General features: G+C 66.7%; 10 protein-coding genes. All 10 read left to right on the top strand.

Annotated features, from left to right (window positions below):
- The first annotated feature begins 2 nt into the window (after positions 1-2).
- The 10 genes from BQ8008_RS06880 (at position 3) to BQ8008_RS06835 (ending at position 17,517) form a co-directional block, all read left to right on the top strand.
- The gene (locus BQ8008_RS06880; protein WP_234415274.1) at positions 3-1,766 is read left to right on the top strand and encodes a proteasome accessory factor PafA2 family protein; all 1,764 of its coding nucleotides are present in this window, start codon (positions 3-5) and stop codon (positions 1,764-1,766) included.
- The gene (locus BQ8008_RS06875) at positions 1,767-1,967 is read left to right on the top strand and encodes a ubiquitin-like protein Pup (protein WP_234415273.1); all 201 of its coding nucleotides are present in this window, start codon (positions 1,767-1,769) and stop codon (positions 1,965-1,967) included.
- On the top strand, positions 1,964-3,520 hold the full coding sequence (locus tag BQ8008_RS06870; RefSeq protein ID WP_108833366.1) for a proteasome accessory factor PafA2 family protein: 1,557 nt from the start codon (positions 1,964-1,966) through the stop codon (positions 3,518-3,520). The genes BQ8008_RS06875 and BQ8008_RS06870 overlap by 4 nt, the downstream gene beginning before the upstream one ends.
- A gap of 411 nt (positions 3,521-3,931) precedes the next feature.
- On the top strand, positions 3,932-4,567 hold the full coding sequence (locus BQ8008_RS06865) for an ECF transporter S component (RefSeq protein ID WP_108833365.1): 636 nt from the start codon (positions 3,932-3,934) through the stop codon (positions 4,565-4,567).
- A 61-nt stretch (positions 4,568-4,628) separates the two neighbouring features.
- Positions 4,629-7,040 (top strand): ATP-binding cassette domain-containing protein, encoded by a 2,412-nt coding sequence (locus tag BQ8008_RS06860; RefSeq protein ID WP_108833364.1) that lies wholly within the window; start codon positions 4,629-4,631, stop codon positions 7,038-7,040.
- 358 nt (positions 7,041-7,398) lie between these two features.
- Positions 7,399-8,550: an NAD-dependent epimerase/dehydratase family protein gene (locus BQ8008_RS06855; RefSeq protein ID WP_267896216.1), complete on the top strand. Its 1,152-nt coding sequence runs from the start codon at positions 7,399-7,401 to the stop codon at positions 8,548-8,550.
- A gap of 90 nt (positions 8,551-8,640) precedes the next feature.
- Entirely contained in the window at positions 8,641-9,723 is a 1,083-nt protein-coding gene (locus BQ8008_RS06850; protein WP_108833363.1) for a Gfo/Idh/MocA family oxidoreductase, read from the top strand.
- A gap of 52 nt (positions 9,724-9,775) precedes the next feature.
- Positions 9,776-15,247: a non-ribosomal peptide synthetase gene (locus tag BQ8008_RS06845; protein WP_108833362.1), complete on the top strand. Its 5,472-nt coding sequence runs from the start codon at positions 9,776-9,778 to the stop codon at positions 15,245-15,247.
- A 3-nt stretch (positions 15,248-15,250) separates the two neighbouring features.
- The gene (locus BQ8008_RS06840; RefSeq protein ID WP_234415271.1) at positions 15,251-15,862 is read left to right on the top strand and encodes a VOC family protein; all 612 of its coding nucleotides are present in this window, start codon (positions 15,251-15,253) and stop codon (positions 15,860-15,862) included.
- Between the two features lie 26 nt (positions 15,863-15,888).
- On the top strand, positions 15,889-17,517 hold the full coding sequence (locus BQ8008_RS06835; protein WP_234415270.1) for an AMP-binding protein: 1,629 nt from the start codon (positions 15,889-15,891) through the stop codon (positions 17,515-17,517).

The following is a 17,517-nucleotide window of genomic DNA, read 5'->3' as shown; positions in this document are numbered from 1 at the left end:
CGGTGGGATCGAGCTCCCGGCGGACCCCCGGCCGTGAGGTGACGGTCATGGGTCTGGAGACCGAGTACGGGATCCTCGGCGCAGAGCCCGAGGACGTCGTGGCCGCCTGCCTGGAGGCCGAGGGCGAGCGGGGGCGCAGCCTGGGTGTGCGCTGGGACTACTCGGGTGAGTACCCACTGCGCGACGCCCGCGGCTTCGAGGTGGACCGCAGCGCCGTTGACCCCTCCATGCTCACCGATATCCCCGGAGCCGCGTCCGTCGAGGGACCCGTTCCCGGGCGGTTGCGCACCACCGTCGTCGCGCGCCTGACCGCGCAGGAGGAGGCCTGGCAGCGCGGTACCGCCACCTGCCTGGCTACCGGTGGGCGCCTCTACGTGGACCACGGGCACCCCGAGTACGCCACTCCCGAGTGCACCGGGGCTGCGCAGGCCGCCCTGGCCGACCGGGCCGGGGATCTGATGGCGGCCAGGGGAGCTGACCTGCTGCGCCGGCGCGGGGTAGCGGCCCGCCTGTTCAAGAACAACGTCGACGGCAAGGGCGCCACCTACGGCACCCACGAGAACTACCTCGTGCCCCGCGCGATCGACTTCGACGACCTCGTTCAGGCCCTCGTGCCGCTGCTCGTCGTCCGCCCGCTCCTGGTGGGCTCAGGCCGGGTCGGAACCGGCGCCGTCGCCCAGAACGCCGACTTCCAGATCAGCCAGAGGGCCGACTACCTGGAGAAGGTCGTGGGCCTGGGCACGACGGTGAACCGACCTCTGGTCAACACCCGCGACGAGCCCCACGCCGATCCCGAGCGCTGGCGGCGCCTCCACCTGGTGGCCGGGGACGCCAACTGCTTCGATACCATGAACTGGCTCAAGCTCGGCATGACCTCCCTGGTGCTCCAGGTCCTGGCCGACGGCGTTCCCGCCTCCTGGCGCCGTCTGCGCCTGGCCGACCCCGTGGCCCAGGCCCGGGACGTCTCCCGCGACATCCGCCTGAGCGGCGCGCTCGAGCTCGCCGACGGTCGGCGCCTGAGCGCCCTGGAGATCCTGGAGCACTACCTCGAGACGGTGCGCAGCCACCTGGAGGGCCATGGGCGCCCCGCGCCGGCGCCGGCGGGCGATCCCCTGCGCCCGAACCTGGCCGCGCTGGCCGACGGCACGGACACCGACGGGGCTGAGACCGGCACCATCCTGGCCTTCTGGGAGGCCTCACTGAGCGAGCTCGAGGCCCTGCGCACCAGCGGCGGCGAGCCGGGAGAGTCGCGAGGCCCTGCCGGCCACCTGGAGTGGGTCGCCAAGCAGCAGCTTCTGGAGGCCACCGCGCGCCGACACCCCGGCGCGCGCGGACGCGACGTCCTCCACGCCGTCGACCTGGCCTGGTCCGAGCTGTCCCCGGCCGGGCGGGGCCTGTCCGAGCAGGTACCGGCCGGCGTCGTCGCCAGGAGCGGGCTCGGCGACCAGATGCTGGAGGCCGCCCTGAGCGAGCCGCCCGCCACCACCCGGGCCTGGCTGCGCGGTAGGCTCGTGAACGCCTATCCCGGACAGGTGGTCGCCGCCGGCTGGCACTCCATGGTCCTGGAGACCGGTGAGAAGGACCAGCGCCGTCTGCCCCTGACCGACCCGTTGTCCTTCACCCGTGCCACCGCGTCACCGGCCGTCGAGGGCGCCGCCGACGTCGTCGAGGTTCTCACGCGCCTCACGGGCGAGTGCCTGGACCGCCCGGCGCCGACCACCGAAGCTGCAACCGCATCCGCCACCCCGTCAGGAGAGCAGACATGAGTGAGTTCGCCCAGCCGTCCCGCAGCCGCCAGGACGACCCCGCCCCGGACGATGACCCGACCATCATGTCCAGAACCGAGTCCAGTCCCTGGCCCCGCCCGGGGCCAGGGACTGGACTCGGTTCTGGACATGATCGACGACGTCCTGGCCGTCGAGGCCCAGGAGTTCGTGCGCGGCTTCGTCCAGAAGGGCGGCCAGTGAGCGCCAGTGCCCCAGGACCGCGCGTCACCGGCCTGGAGACCGAGTTCGGCGTCCTGTGCGCCCCCGCCGGGTCGCCGGAAGCGGCGAAGGAGGACCTGCCGGACATCGAGCAGGCGGCGGCTCTCATCTTCCGCCACCGGCCCGTCGGATATCGCAGCACCAACCTCTTCCTGCCCAACGGTGGGCGCCTCTACCTCGACATCGGTGCCCATCCCGAGTACGCCACCGCCGAGTGCGTGCGCGTGCGAGACCTCGTGGCCCAGGACCAGGCTGGGCGCGAGATTTTGGCCGACATGGCGGAGCGCGCTGCCGCGGGCCTCGCCCAGAAGGGGACCTCCGCCCGCTTCCACCTCCTGGCCAACAACACCGACTCCGCCGGCCACACCTACGGCTGCCACGAGAGCTACTCCGTGCCCCGCCGCCTGCTCGACGACGCGTCCGGGACTCAGGGCGTCGATGCTGGGCGAGGTGAAACCACCATGGCGGTGCTCACCTCCTTCCTGGCCACCCGCCCCGTGCTGGTCGGCTCCGGGAGACCACTGGAGTCGGCTGCCGCCGGCAGTGACCCGGACTGTCATGGGCGGGAAGACGAGGAGGCCTCCTGGGGCCTGTCGCCGCGAGCCCCGCACCTCAAGGCCCTGGCCTCGGCCGACACCACCGGTCAACGAGCCCTGGTCAACACCCGCGACGAGCCCCACGCCGATGCCGCCCGCCTGCGCCGCCTGCACGTCACCTGCGCCGACACCACCATGGCTGAGCCGACGACGGGACTGCGCAGCGCCCTGACCCTTCTGCTCCTGGACGCCCTCGAGGCCGGGTGGGACTTCACCGACCTCGTCCTGGCCGACCCGCTGGCCACGCTGTCCGCGCTGGGGGAGAGCCCCTGGGGCGATGTCCCGGCGGTCACCGACGACGGACGCCGTCTGAGCGCCGTCGACCTTCAGGAGGCCTTCCTGGAACGCCTCACCTCCTACCTGGGCGACGTCGGGGAGCCGGACTTCCTCCGTGGCGCTGAGCACCTGCTGACCGACCTGGCCCCGCGCGTCATCTCCTCACTGCGCCACCATGACGACAGCTCCATCGACACCGAGATCGACTGGGCCATCAAGCGCCGCCTCATGCGCGCCCAGCGCGAGCGCCACCCCGAGCTCACGGGGGAGGTGCTGAACGCACTGCGCTCGCGGGTCGACCTGGCCTACCACGACCTCAACTCCGAGACCGGGATGGCCCCACGCCTGGTTGCCCAGGGGGCCATGGTGCGCCTGTGCGAGCCTGCAGAGATCGAGCGCGCCCGTCACACGCCCCCGGCAACGCGCGCAGCCCTGCGCGGAGAATTCGTGGCGGCCTGCCTGGAGGTGGGCGCCGACTTCTCTGTGACCTGGGAGAGCCTGCGCCTGGACTCGCCGCCCTCCGCGCCGATCGACCTGCCCGACCCCCTGGCGACGGTGAACGACGCCGCCCAGTCCCTGACCGAACAGGTGCGGCGCCTGCGCCCTGAGGAGATGCACCGCATCAACCTCGTGGGACGCGGAGGCCTGGGGGCCCCGGGCTAGGCTCCTCCACCCGCCGCGCCGGACTCCGCCATCGCCAACCCGCCAGCCGGTTTTCCCGGCTTTTCAGCGGTTAGTTCTGTGCGCCCCAGTGCTGCTCTGCGCCTGTTCGGCCCTTGCGGGAACCTCCGAGAAGGAGTAGATACTTAGGTATGCCTCACCAAAGCCGACTAGGGGGTGGGGTTCCGCTCGGAGTTGTCATGCTGGATGGGCGGCCCATCTCCCGCATTGTTGCACGACTGAAGTCGAGGCAATTCTCTGTGCAAGTCAATAATGATAATGATTTGCAAATACTGTAGCGTCGGAGTAGATGTGCGGTCATCGCGCTGGCGCGCCTGATGCGGAGCGTCCTCGGTGCTCCGGCACGACGTCGGACTGTTCACCGTGACCTGTGAGAACACGCAAGGAGAAACCATGAGCACCACCAGCCGCTCGCCAGAGGCGACTGAGCAGGAAAGACCCGTCATTCGCACCTCGTCGCGCTCGGGCCTGGCCGACTCCGCCCTGGGAACCCGCAACCTCATGACGATCGCCGCTCTGGCTGTCGTCTCGATGATCCTCCTGGTGCCCCTGAACTATCTGGCTCCTGCGGCGGGAGCCTCCCGAGACGCAGTGCTCCTGGGCTGCGCGATCATGGGGCTGTGGCTCGTTCCCTTCCTGCTGCCCGCCACCATCGTGCGCCGCCCCGGCGCCGTGATGATCGCGGCCCTTCTTATGGGGATCATGAGTGTCTTCACCACTCCGACCGGTCCCGCCGCCATCGTCGGCACCCTCATCGGCGGAGTCTTCGTCGAGGTACCCCTCGCCCTCATGCTCTACCGGAAGTGGACCTGGTGGTCCTTCCTGATCTCGGCGGCGACCTTCGGGCTGCTCAACGGCATCATGTACGTCTCCGTCATGAGCGCCTCGGCGGGCATCGCTTCCGCGGGCACCGGCGTCATCATCGCCGTGGTCTCGGCGCTTGTCGGCGGCGGCATCACCATCGTCCTGACCCGGTTGCTCAACCGCGCCGGCGTCGGCATCGACCACCGCATGACCGGCCGTGCCTGAGTCGGCACCCGCGGCACCCGCGGTGGAACGGCCTCCGAGCGAGCCGGCGGAACCGGCGCTGGTGAGGATCGAGGGCCTCAGCGTCCACTACCTCGGGCGCGAGAACTGGGTCCTGGACTCCGTCGACCTGACCCATCTGAGCGGCCAGGTCACCGCTGTCATCGGCCCGTCGGGCTGCGGCAAGACCACGCTGGTGCGTGCGCTGTGCGGTCTCATCCCGCACTGCCTGCCCTCGGAGTACTCCGGCAGCCTGAACCTGGCCGGCACGGAGGTCGCCGACGCCTCTGTCCAATCCCTGGCCGAGACCGTCGCCTACGTCGGTCAGAGCCCCGATGCCGCGGTCGTCACCCGCAGAGTCCACGATGACGTCGCCTTCCCCCTGCAGAACCTGTGCCTGCCTCGGACCGAGATCACGGCACGGGTCGAGGGCGCCCTGCGTGCGGTGGGGCTGATCGAGCGCATCTGGGACGACCCCTGGACGCTCTCAGGCGGGCAGCGCCAACGGCTCGCGGTTGCCGTCGCTCTGGCCATGCGCCCGCAGCTCCTCGTCCTCGATGAGCCGACCAGCACCATCGATGCCACTGGCCGTGAGGAGTTCTACGACCTCGTCTCCTCTCTGACGGCCTCCGGGACGGCGGTCGTCGTCATCGACCACGATCTCGACCCGGTGCTGCCCATCGTGGACCAGGTCCTGGCTCTCGATACAGCCGGAGGCATCATCGCCGTCGGCACCCCGCGTGAGGTCTTCATGGGGCACCGCAGCGAGCTGACCGACGCCGGCGTGTGGATGCCCCGGGCGCTGCGTGACGTCGAGGATGGCCTCCCCGCGAGCTCTTCCGCACCTGACGTACCACTGACCTGCGCCGAAGCCGGAATCCATGTGCCGCGACTCGCCGATCTGTGCGCGGACGTCGAGGTGCGCTACTTGGAGAAGCAGACGCGGGACTCCGCTGAGAGCTGGCAGCAGGTCGAGGTCATCGATACCCGTGACGCGCTCGCCGGCCGCGCCCGGTCGGAGCCCAGAACCAGTGTCGAGCTGATGGACCTCGAGGTGCCGGGGCGCTCTCCACGCGTGTCGATGCGGCTGGGTGGCGGAGAGCTCGTGGGGCTGGTCGGCCCCAACGGCGCGGGCAAGTCCTCGATCCTGTCCGCCCTGGCCGGCCTCGTTGGTTCCGTCGCGAGCAGGGCGGTCGTCGGTGGCCGGAGGGTGGGCAAGGGCCGGCACCTGGTCGGCTACGTCTTCCAGAACCCCGAGCACCAGTTCGTGGCCACCACTGTCGGGGCCGAGCTCGCCGTCGGAGGGACCTCACAGGCGAGGGTTGACCAGCTCCTTCAGCAGTTCCACCTCGTTGCCCATCGGGACCACCACCCCCTGACCCTCTCGGGAGGCCAGGCCCGCAGGCTCTCCGTGGCCACCATGGTCAGCGAGGAACGCGACGTCGTCGTCCTGGACGAGCCCACTTACGGGCAGGACTGGGACAACACCTGCGAGCTCATGGACTTCATCGACCAGCTGCGCGACCAGGGGCGTACGGTCATCATGGCCACCCACGACCTCGAGCTCGCCCTGGAGCACTGCACCCACATCATCGCCCTGCCGCGGCCGACGGTGCGAACCAGAACGGGCCCGGACCCAACGCAAAGGGTCGCCGCGGCCGAGGACGCCGGTGAGACGGCCAGGACAGTCGACGTCGAGGCGGATGCCTCGCCTTCCGGATCAGCCTGCCTTCCCCCGGTCCCGCCCAGGCCCCAGCCGCGGCGAGGCCTGTTCACCTCCCTCAACCCCTTCACCCTCTTCCTGGCGGTCCTGCCCGTCATGGTGATGATCTTCGCCCTGCGCAACCATCACCTCAACCTGGGCGTCCTGCTGACCTCCTCACTTCTCGTCATCGCCGCGCGTGCCTCCCTGCGGCGCATCATCGCCTCGGTGGTCGCCCCTTGGACGGTCACTGCGCTCATGATCTGGATCTTCAGTAGCGGAAGCCACCACCAGGAGACTGCTGCGCGCCTCTACGACCTGGGTGACGCGGTGACAGGAGGTACCGGCATCGGTGCGCTCGTCGCACTCATCCTCGTCTCCGGCGTCTCCACCGACCCTGAGGCCCTCATCCGGACCCTGACCACCACCTTCCATATGCCCTACCGTCTGGGGGCGGCGGGCACCGCAGCCATCGCCTTCATCACCCGCTTCCATGACGACTTCGTCCTCCTGCGCACCGCCAGGGCATTGCGTGGAATCGGACGGCGCTGGGGGCTGCTGGCCCCTGTGGTCCGCTGGGTCGGATCAATCCTGCCGCTGATGATCCTGGCCATCCAGCACGCCGAGCGCGTCGCCCTGTCCATGGACTCGCGCGCCTTCGGCGCCCACCGACGACGCACCGAGATGACCGACGAGCCCTGGAGAGCGCGCGACTGGGGAGTCGTCGTGCTCACCTGGACGCTGGTGGCTATCGCCTGGCTCGCGGTTGCATGACGGCGGCACCCCTGGACACGAGAGATGAGTCCCTATTTTTACGGCACCATGTAATCAAAGTAGCGGCGAGCTGCGCGTTCGACGGGTGTGAGCAAAGAGAGATGGCCGCCGCGATCAAGAACATGTGCCAGTCTTCTAAAATCCAGTGATTGCAGCGAATATTGCAGCATGTCTGACGGTCGAGCGAATCGGCCTCGCGCGCTGAGCAGAGGGTCGCTCTGGCTGAAGGTGCTCGCCCCATGCGTTCCCGAGTCGGGTGGAACCGATATTGACACGGAACTGCAACTAAGGCAAAGTATACCTAACCAAAGAAACAGTATATTTTGCGGAGAGCAGCCACCGGAGGTGACGTCGCGTCGTGCGCTTCTGTGGCTCGGCTATCGATCTGTGGGGAGGCGTCTTGTCGCAAGCTGCTAGCGGGCACCGCATCGGGGTCATCGGCTCCCACGGTGCTGTCGGGCGGGTGCTGGTCGCCCTCCTGCGCAGTGCGGGGTACGAGGTGGTCTGCGGCAACCGGACCAGGAGAGGCTCCGACGAGGACGCCGTCGTCGTTGACGCTCATGAACCGGACAGTGTGCGGAGGTTCGCCCGTGGGTGCCGTGCGTTGGTGAACTGCGCCGGCCCGTCCTACCTCATCGCAGACAGAGTCGCCGCAGCTCTGCCGGAGAGTGTGGTCTACGTCGATCCTTTCGGCGGTAACCTCTTTGAGGGATATCGCGGGCAGGGCTTGAGAATCGTCAATGCGGGCTGCACTCCTGGTCTCAGCGGGCTCCTGGTGCGACATCTGGCCTCGCGATTGGACGTCTGCAGCGCGGTGACCGTCTGCAGTGGTGGGAGGGAGCAGGGTGGCGTCGCGGGATTCGCCGACGTCATTCTCAGTACGCGTGAAGGATATGGCTATCCCAACCAGATGGTGCTGGATGGTCGCCCTCACCCCTACGTTGAGAGGACGGAGGAGGCGGAGGACACTGACGCCTTCCCAGCGGACGATGACAGTATTCGCTCTCCTTTTGTGACGGACGAGCTGCGCCAGGTGGCGATCGACTCAGGCATCCCTGCCTTGACGGGAATCCTGGTGATTCCGGATCGAGACTCGTTGCACCTCCTTCTCAAGGCGATGACGTGCAGTCAGGAGGGTGATACAGACGATCTCATCGGCATGCTCTCTCAGATCGACGACGCCAAATCAAGACTGGATGCAGGCAAGAAGAACTGGTTCGCCATCCAGGTGACGGCGCGCGGATATCTCCGAGGCAGGCCCCAACGGAGCACGATGACCGTCCGCTCTCGAGACAGCAGTGAGCTGACAGCGGCCTTTCTGGCGCAGTCGGTGGTTCGCGGCCTCGAATCGGACTGTCTGCAGGGGGTCGTGTGGGGCTACGAGCTCATGAAGGTGGATCCGCTTCTGGATGCCTTGCGCCTCATGGGCGTCAGCGTTGAAGCAGAGGGGGCGACGACTGCGGGTGCCAGCGCCCACGAGTCTGAGCTGATCGAATCCGGTTTCCTGTGATCGGGGGTGGTCCTTACTGGACCGTGGTCAGCTGTTCTGTGAAATGCGTGGTTCTGGAAAGTGTGTTCTGAGGGCTTCGGGGGAGTGCAAGTGAGTAAGTTGCGGGCAGTGGTATGTGGCACCACCTTCGGTCGTCTCTACGTTGCGGGGCTTCGGCTCCGCCCTCTGAGCTACGAGCTGGTCGGCATGCTCTCCCGGGGCAGCGAGCAGTCTCGTGATTTCGCGAGGAGGCAGGGAGTGCCCCTGTATACGGATATCGAGGACCTTCCCGGTCACGACGTGTCCTTCGTCGTGGTCCGATCAGGGGTCATGGGCGGGGAAGGGACGCGCTTGGCTCAACGGTTCCTCGCCGCAGGAAAGCACGTGGTCATGGAGCACCCTGTTCACAGGTCCGACGCGGTGAGCTGCTACCGAGAGGCGGCCGGAAGCGGGCGCGCGTTCATCATCAACAGCTTTTACCGGCACAGCTCCACGATCAGGACCTACCTCAAGCTGGTGGAGGCTCTGCGTGTCCAGTATGGAATCATTCATGTTCAGGCCGAGTGCAGCATACATTTTCTTTTCTCCATGATAGACATCGTCGGGAGAACGACCGGCGGGTTCACGCCGTGGAGCCTTGATCTGCAGGGCGGCGAGTCCGAGGTTTTCACAACCGTCCTCGCCTCGTTCAGAGATGTTCCCGTCAGTTTTCGCGTGGTCAACAGGATGAATCCCTCGAATCCGGACGACTTTGCTCACGCGGGTCACAGAATCAGCGTCTTCACCTCGGCCGGGACTCTCGTGCTCACTGAGACGGATGGGAAGATCATCTGGCATCCGAACATTGTCAGCCCTCGTACTGGGCAAGGCGTTCTGGATGTCGATGCCGACGAGCGTATGAGCTCGGCGGTGCTCCACGAGGAACTGGCCGTTGAGACGAACGTGACGCGTCGCAGCCTGTTCGAGCTGGTGTGGCCGGACGCGGTGGCCGAGTTTCTCGATGAGGCCCTCCGTCAGATGAACCACCCGACCGAACGCGCTCATGAAGCCGAGTACACGTTGGCTCTTTGCTCCGTATGGGCTCAGATGGGAGGCCTCCTGGGGTCGTCACGGGAGCTGGGATCTCAGATGTCCCCCGACCATCTCTCCTTGGCGCGGCTCATGGAGTACGCCTCCGTCGGTGCCGGCGGGTAGCGACGGTGACAAGCACGTCGTTCACGGTTGCAAGAGTGTCAGGAGATTTTCTGTGGATATTGAGGAACTGATCGAGGGGCTCCGGCTTCGCGGTGTCGTCCTGTGGGACAACGGCGACAAGCTGGGTTACCGGGCGCCCACAGGTGTGTTGGGCGAGCAGGACTTCGCTGCTCTGAAGAAGCGTAAGCATGAGATCCTGGCCCATCTGCGATCTGTGGGAGCAATCCAGCATGACGCCGAGTCGCGGTACGAGCCGTTCCCCATGACGGATATTCAGCGCGCCTACAACACCGGGCGGCATGCCGGCTACGAGCTCGGGGGAACCGGTTGCCACAGCTACGTCGAGCTGCGTACTCCGCGCCTGGACCGAGCACGTCTGGAGACCGCCTGGCACGCCCTGATCCAGCGGCATGACCTGCTGTCGGCGGTGGTGGTGGCGCCGGACATGCTCCAGGTCGTCCCCTTCGGGGAGGGACCTGTGCTCAAGGAGCGCGATCTGCGCGGGCACGACCCTCAGATCCCGGATGAGGACTACCTGAGCTGCCGTCGCGAGATGGAGGACAGGACCTACTCCCCGGATGAGTGGCCGCTTCATGAGTTCCGCCTGCTCCAGTTCGATGAGTGCAGCATCGTGCAGTTCTCCGTCGACATGACGATCGCCGACTTCGTCAGCGTTCAGGTCATGGTGGATGAGCTCATGGCCCTCTACGCCGGCAGGCCACTCGCCCCTCTGCCCGAGGCGTCCTTCAGAGACATCGTCGTCTCCCGTATCTCTTGGCGTGCTTCCGCAGCCGGGAGGGGGGAGTACGACAGCGCCAGGCAGTACTGGCTGGACGCCATCGGCTCCCTTCCGGCCAGGCCGTCCCTCCCGATTGAACGTGGCGTCGGGGAGGTCGACGGTCCCGTCCGCTTCACCCGCCGCACCTGGAGGTGCTCGCCGGAGTCGTGGGCCGCGTTGGTGACCCGGGCGAAGAAGTACGCAGTGACACCGTCGAACGTCCTCCTGACCGTTTACACCGACGTCCTTCGGCGATGGTCGACCTCACCGGACTTCTGCGTCAACGTGACCTCCATGAGCCGCGGCGACCGCGTGCCCGGGATCGAGCGCGTCGTCGGGGACTTCACGGACGTCACCGTCCACGCCAGCCGCGCGCACCCCGGACCTTTCATCGACAGAGTCAGGGTCACCCAGCATCAGATGGCCGAGGAGCTCTCTCACACAGCCTTCTCCGGGACGGAGGTTTTGCGTGAGATGAGCAGGGCGAAGGGCGAGAGCGTCGTGGTCCCCGTGGTCTTCACCGGTGCGCTGGGAACCGGACCGCGGCGTCAGGACGACGCAGCGGTCGAGCTCGTTCACGGCGTCAGCCGGACACCGCAGGTGTGGATCGACTGTCAGGCGCTGGAGGACGGTGCCACCTGCAACGTCAACTGGGACGTGCGGGAGGGCACCATCCCGCCGGCGATTCTCCAGGACATGTGGGAGAGCTTCACGCAGGCGCTTGACCGCCTGGCCGATGACGAGTCCGTCTGGCAGTCCGACGACGTCGTACGCCTCGGGAGCCGGATGCAGGCCGTGCGTGCCCGCATACGGCGAACGGACACCGAGCGGCCCGCCACGACGCTGCACGCCGGTTTCTGGGATCAGGTCCGGGACCGTCCCGACGACATCGCCCTGGTGCACGGTGGCAGGAGCCACTCGTACCGACATCTGGCGGGATACGTCCAGGCCCTGGACCCGCTGCTGTCAGGCATCGGGGAAGGAGATCGGGTTGCCATCGTCCTGGGCAAGAGCGTCTGGCAGGTGGCCGCCGTGCTCGCCGTCCTGTCCAGAGGGGCGATCTACGTCCCGATCGACCACGACCAGCCGGCCGCTCGCCAGGAACGGATGGTGTCGGTCTGCCACCCGCGGCTGATCATCGCCGACGCAGGCTACAGCGCGGGGAACAGTGCACCCCACGTCGTCGATGTCGACGAGCTGCAGCCCACCACCTGGACCGGTCCGCTCCCGCCGCCCGTGCCGGCCAACGCGCCCGCCTACATCATCTTCACCTCCGGTAGTACCGGAACCCCCAAGGGCGTTGTCATGACGCATGCCGCCGCGATGAACACGATCGCCGACGTCAATGAGCGCTTCGGGCGCTCCCGCCCAAGGACTGTGCTCGGAGTCTCCCGCCTCTCCTTCGACCTGTCCGTCTACGACATCTTCGGGGCCTTCTCAAGCGCAGGGACCCTCGTCCTGCCGACAGAGTCCGAGGTCAGGGACCCGAGCGCGTGGATCGAGCTGATCCGTGCCGGCGGCGTGGACACCTGGAACTCCGTGCCCGCCCTGTTCGAGATGCTCCTGGAGGAACGCCGGGCCGGGCAGCTGTCGCCTGACGTGAACCTGGAGTTCGTCCTGCTGTCGGGCGACGTCATCCCCCGCACGTTGCCGGCGCGCGCCGTGCCGGTCTTCCCCCGCGCCGAGCTCATCAGCCTGGGAGGCGCCACCGAGGCGGGTATCTGGTCGATCTACCACGTGATGACCGATCACACCGGTGAGGAGAACATCCCCTACGGAGTGCCTCTGTCGCGTCAGGCGGTGTACGTGCTCGACGAGCTCCTCAACGAGTGCCCCGACGGCGTCAAGGGCAGGATCCATATCTCCGGAGACGGCCTGGCGGTGGAGTACCTCGATGACCCGCAGACCACGGAGCAGAAGTTCTTCGTCTCCGCGCGGCAGAATCGCCGTCTCTACGACACCGGTGACATCGGCAGCCACCGTCCCGATGGGGTCATCGACTTCCGCGGCCGGGCGGACAACCAGGTCAAGATCAACGGGTACCGGGTCGAGATGGGCGAGATCGAATCCGTTCTACGTGGGCACCAGGACGTGGAGCAGGCCGTCGTCATCGCCGAGGACGTCAACGGGCGCAAGGCGCTGAGGGCATTCGTGACGCCCGCCCGGAAGGAGACCTCCTCGGCCGTCGAAGCGGCTCATGAGGCCTCTAGGAACCCCGGTCCGCTGGTGGAGGCTCTCACCCGTCAGTGGGCCGTGAAGGCCTCACCCGCCGGCCCGGACGCCGCAACCTACGCAGCATGGATGCGGGCCGGTAACGAGGCGTCCCTGGCCGCCCTGCTGGCGGCGTTCACCGAGGCCGGGCTCTTCACTGAGCCGGGCACCCACCATCAAGGTGGTGACGACGGCGATATCGTTGCCCGTCTCGCTCCCGCCCCCGATCTCAGGAGGCTGGTGGACCGCTGGCTTGACATCCTCGTCTCCGAGGGCATCCTGCTGCGCGACGACCGTGGATTCAGCATCACCCGGGACAGCCTCGAGCGTTATCGCATGAAGGAGAGATGGAACCGATTCGCTGCGCTTGATGATCAGGTGGGCAACAGCTCCGAGTCATTCGAGTATCAACGTCGTGCGGCAAATACCCTGCTGAGTCAGGTGCGAGGCGAGGTGAATCCGGTGGAGATACTGTTCCCCGGAGGCGGGACGGGCAAGGCCCGCGCGATCTACGGGGGGAATCGTGCGAGCGGCTCGATCAACACGGCCGTGTCTGATGCGCTGGTGAGCATCATCGAGGCACGCGGGGACCGACCAACCAGGATCCTCGAGGTCGGCGCCGGTGTGGGAGCGACGACCGAGCACATTCTTCCTCGACTTCCCGGCACCGTCTCCGAGTACAGATTCACCGACGTATCCGAATTCTTCCTGCGTCGCGCGAAAGAGAATTATCGTCAGTATGATTTCATGACCTATGGGATTTTCGATATCAATGCCGATTGTGGCCACCAGGATATCGAGGGGGGCTCGTACGACGTTATCGTGTGCGCCAACGTCCTGCACAACGCGATCAACATCGATGATGTCTTCGCCCGGTTGAACCGGCTGCGCAGTCCGGGCGGGATCATCGTCATGGTGGAACCGGTAACTGAGTTGTACATAGCGCTGATCTCGATATTCATCAAACTGAGTCTGACGGAGTTCACGGACGTGCGTGCCGGCGGCCACAAGGTGTTCATCACGGACGAGCAGTGGAGAGATGTCTTCGCCCGAGCCGGGCTGGAACGGGTCGCCGAGTACCCGGCTGCGGGAGACCCCCTTCGCGAGTGCGGTCAACGGCTCCTCGTCGTCGGGGAGGGTGGCGCGCGCCCGGTCCTCGAGGAGGACCTGCTGGACCTCCTACGTGAGAACCTCCCGGGCTACATGGTTCCCGCCTCCGTCAAGGTCGTGGACGCCATGCCGCTGAGCCCTCAGGGGAAGATCGACAGGCGGTCGCTGGTCGGGGCGGGCTCTCCCGGCCCCGCCCCCAGCGCTTCGGCAACCACCCGGCCGCAGGGCGATCTGGAGGAGAGGATCGCCGCGGTGTGGCGTGACGTGCTCGACGTCGAGGGAGTAGGTCGGGATCAGGACTTCTACGCCCTGGGCGGGGACTCGCTCCTGATGGCCCAGACCGTTACGAGGATGCGCCAGGAGGTTGACGCCCTGAGCGGGCAGAGCTGGGACTTCATCATGCGAGAGATGCTCAAGCACCCCACGGTGGCTGACATCGCCTCAGCGACCAGGGAGGCCGCGCCTGCTCAGGGCGACGCACTCATTGAGCCGGACCGGACCGAGCGCGTGCATGTCTACACGATCCCTGACGGCAGCAAGCGGTGCCGAGCCGTGTTCCACACGGGAACCGGCCGGCTCAAGGACTACGAGCACCTCGTGCCGGCCCTCATGGAGATGGACCCCTATGCCGCCCACATCGGGTTCACCGCCGCGGACGCGGACGAGTACCTGGATAGCCCCACGGATTCGCTCATGACCGAGCGGGCGCGACTGTATGCCCAGGATCTCGTGGACCTCAACATGGACAGCTATGAGCTGGTCGGGTACTGCATCGGAGGATTCTTCGCCATCGAGACGGCGAAGATCCTCACCGAGTTGGGAAAGCACGTCGAAAGGGTCGTTGCCCTCAGCACCCACCTGTGCCCGCACCGCATCACCAACGAGCTCCTGTGCGAGCTCGCCTACGGCTGCATTCTCGATATGGATCCTCGTACCATCGGAGCGTCCTTCAGCCTCGGTCAGCTCCACGACGCGCTCAGTCAGATTCTCGACGGCGTCAACCGCGACATCGCCGATGAGGAGCTCTGCTCCCTCGATGGGGACTACGCCGCCATCGGCGCATTCTTCACCGACCTGTCGCGAATGTCTCCACGACGCCGTCGACGGCTCATCTACGAGGCCATCGAGGGAATCGATGCCGACTCCGACAGCGCCCGGACCATGCTGGAGATTCTGTACGACGTCTTCAGACACTCCCTGCGGGGAACGATCGGCTACGTCCCGGACGTGTATCTGGGCAGGGTCCTCGTCCTGCAGCCGGAGCACGGCGTGGACGGCTTCTACCCCTCGCTGGGCGGTGACGTCGACTGGCCCGGCACCGTCCTGGGAGAGCTGGAGACGGCGACCGTCAGAGGCTCGCACGCAACCTGCCTGCTCGAGGGCAACGTCGAGTCCATCATCCGCTACTTCGACGAGAGCAGGTGACGGGTGGTGGCCAGGATCGGGCACGTCATCTACAAGGCCGATGATCTTGCACAGGCCGTCTCGCGTTTCCGGCAGGAGGGCTTTGAGGTCGAGTACGGGCAGGCGAGGAGCCCCAGGAACGCGGTGATCTACTTCTCCACGGGACCGTACCTGGAGATCATCTCCGGCGTGTTCATACCCCGTCTTGCCCGTGCATACCTCAAGATTCTCGGTCAACACCGCATGGTGGCGGTCTCGGACTCCGTTGCGCAGCAGCGTGAGGGATACAGCCGAGTCGTCCTCGAGGTGGAACGGGAGGAGTTCACCGAGCTGGCGAGCATCTGCCGGGAGCACGGTCTGAGAACACTCACCCCGACGATCTCCCGCAAGGATGTGCACGGCAGACGACTGTCGTGCCTCTGCCTCGTACCGGACGACTGGAGTGTCCCGATGTTCGTCACGCCCTTCGACATCGACACGCACCGGCGCTCGGCCCACCCCAACGGGATCACACGGATCGAGCAGATCGTCTTCGAGGGGAGCGCCATCGCTGTGGACATCTGCCGCCGATCCGGGGCCGAGGACAGGCTCAGGTGCCGCCTCGGTGGAGGAGACATCTCGGTGAGGTTCGCGTGATGGGGGCAAGGATGCAACCCGAACGGGTGCTTACCGAGTACGAGTCGAGCGGATATCTCTCCAGGAAGACTCTTGGCGAGGAGCTGAGCGAGGTGTGCCGGCTCCGGCCGGGCGCGCGGGCCGTTGTCGCCACGGACGCCACGCTTACCTACGAGCAGCTCGACCGGGCCATCACCGGGTACGCACGGAGCTTCCTGGCCAAGGGCCTGGCTAAAGGTGATCAGGTGCTGCTGCAGCTGCCCAACAGTGCGGCCTACGTGGTAACGCTGTTCGCGCTCATGCGTATCGGCGTCGTGCCGACGCTGCTGCTGCCATCCCACCGCCGCAGCGAGGTGGTCTCCCTGGCCCACGAGCTCCACCCCGTCGCCTACATCGGTGGCCGGGACCAGCTTGGTTTCGACTGCGTCGAGATGGTGGAGCAGATGGATCCCGGGTCTTTGGGAATCGGGTTGATCTACGCCGACTCCGGGCCCGAACGCGACGGCGACGTGCCTCGTCACCGTTTACCCGGCCTGCAGGTCGGCGAGCCTTCTGACTGTCCCAACGCAGTCGACGGTGCCACCTCGGTGGACCCGCCGCACTACCGGGACGTGGCGCTCAACCTGCTCTCCGGTGGTACCACGAACAACCCGAAGATCATCCCGCGGGTGCATGAGGCGTACGCCTACAACGCGCAGGCCGCCGCGCGGCGATGCGGTGTCGACTCCGACAGCGTCTACATGGCGGTGCTCTCCACCTCTCACGACTTTCCGCTGGCCAACCCCGGCATCCTGGGAACCCTTCTTCACGGTGGAACAGTCGTCATGTGCCACACCGCAGCATTCGACGAGGCCTTCGCCGCGATCGAGGCCAACGCAGTGACCATGACAGCCATCGTTCCGGCGATCGCCGAGGTGTGGAACGAGGCATGGGACTGGTACCCCGCCGACACCTCCTCCCTGCGACAGATCCTTGTGGGCGCGGCCAGGTTCGAGGAAGCGTTGGGGCGGGAGATCATCTCGAAGACCGGAGTGACGATCCAGCAGGGCTACGGGCTGGGTGAGGGGATCACGACATTCACCTCGCTTGACGACCCCCTACCGGTGGCACTGAGAACGCAGGGAAAACCGATCTCCTCCGGAGACGAGCTGCGGATCGTCGATCCGCAGGGGCGGTGCCTTCCTGCGGGGGCCTCTGGGGAGATCATCGAGAAGGGTCCCTACACCTTCCTCGGCTACCAAGGTTCACACGCCTCGGACGACAGCTTCACCGACGACGGCTTCTTCCGGACCGGCGACCGGGGGTACCTCGACGAGGAGGGCAACCTCGTCGTCCGTGGCCGCGTCGTCGAGCAGATCAACCGGCTGGGGGAGAACGTCTCGCCTCAGGAGATCGAGCAGCTGCTGGAGCAGCTCGAGCAGATCCGGGAGGCGGCCGTCTTCGGTGTGCCGGACGCGGAGCTGGGGGAGAGGACAGTAGCGGCTGTTGTGACCGAGTCGTCGGGACTCGATCGCCGAGCCGTCCTGGACAGCTTCGTCAAACGGGGGATAGCCCGCTACAAGGTGCCCGATGAGGTGGTCGTCGTCGAGGCGATTCCCCTGACCAACATCGGCAAGACCGACAAGAAATCGCTTCGAGCGCTGGTATCGGAGCGACATGCCGACCAGGCGGATTGA

The sequence above is a fragment of the Actinomyces sp. Marseille-P3109 genome (genome assembly GCF_900323545.1).
Lineage (GTDB): Bacteria > Actinomycetota > Actinomycetes > Actinomycetales > Actinomycetaceae > Actinomyces.
The sequence above is the reverse complement of the archived record's forward strand: the minus strand, read 5'-3'. Positions and strand labels throughout refer to the sequence as shown.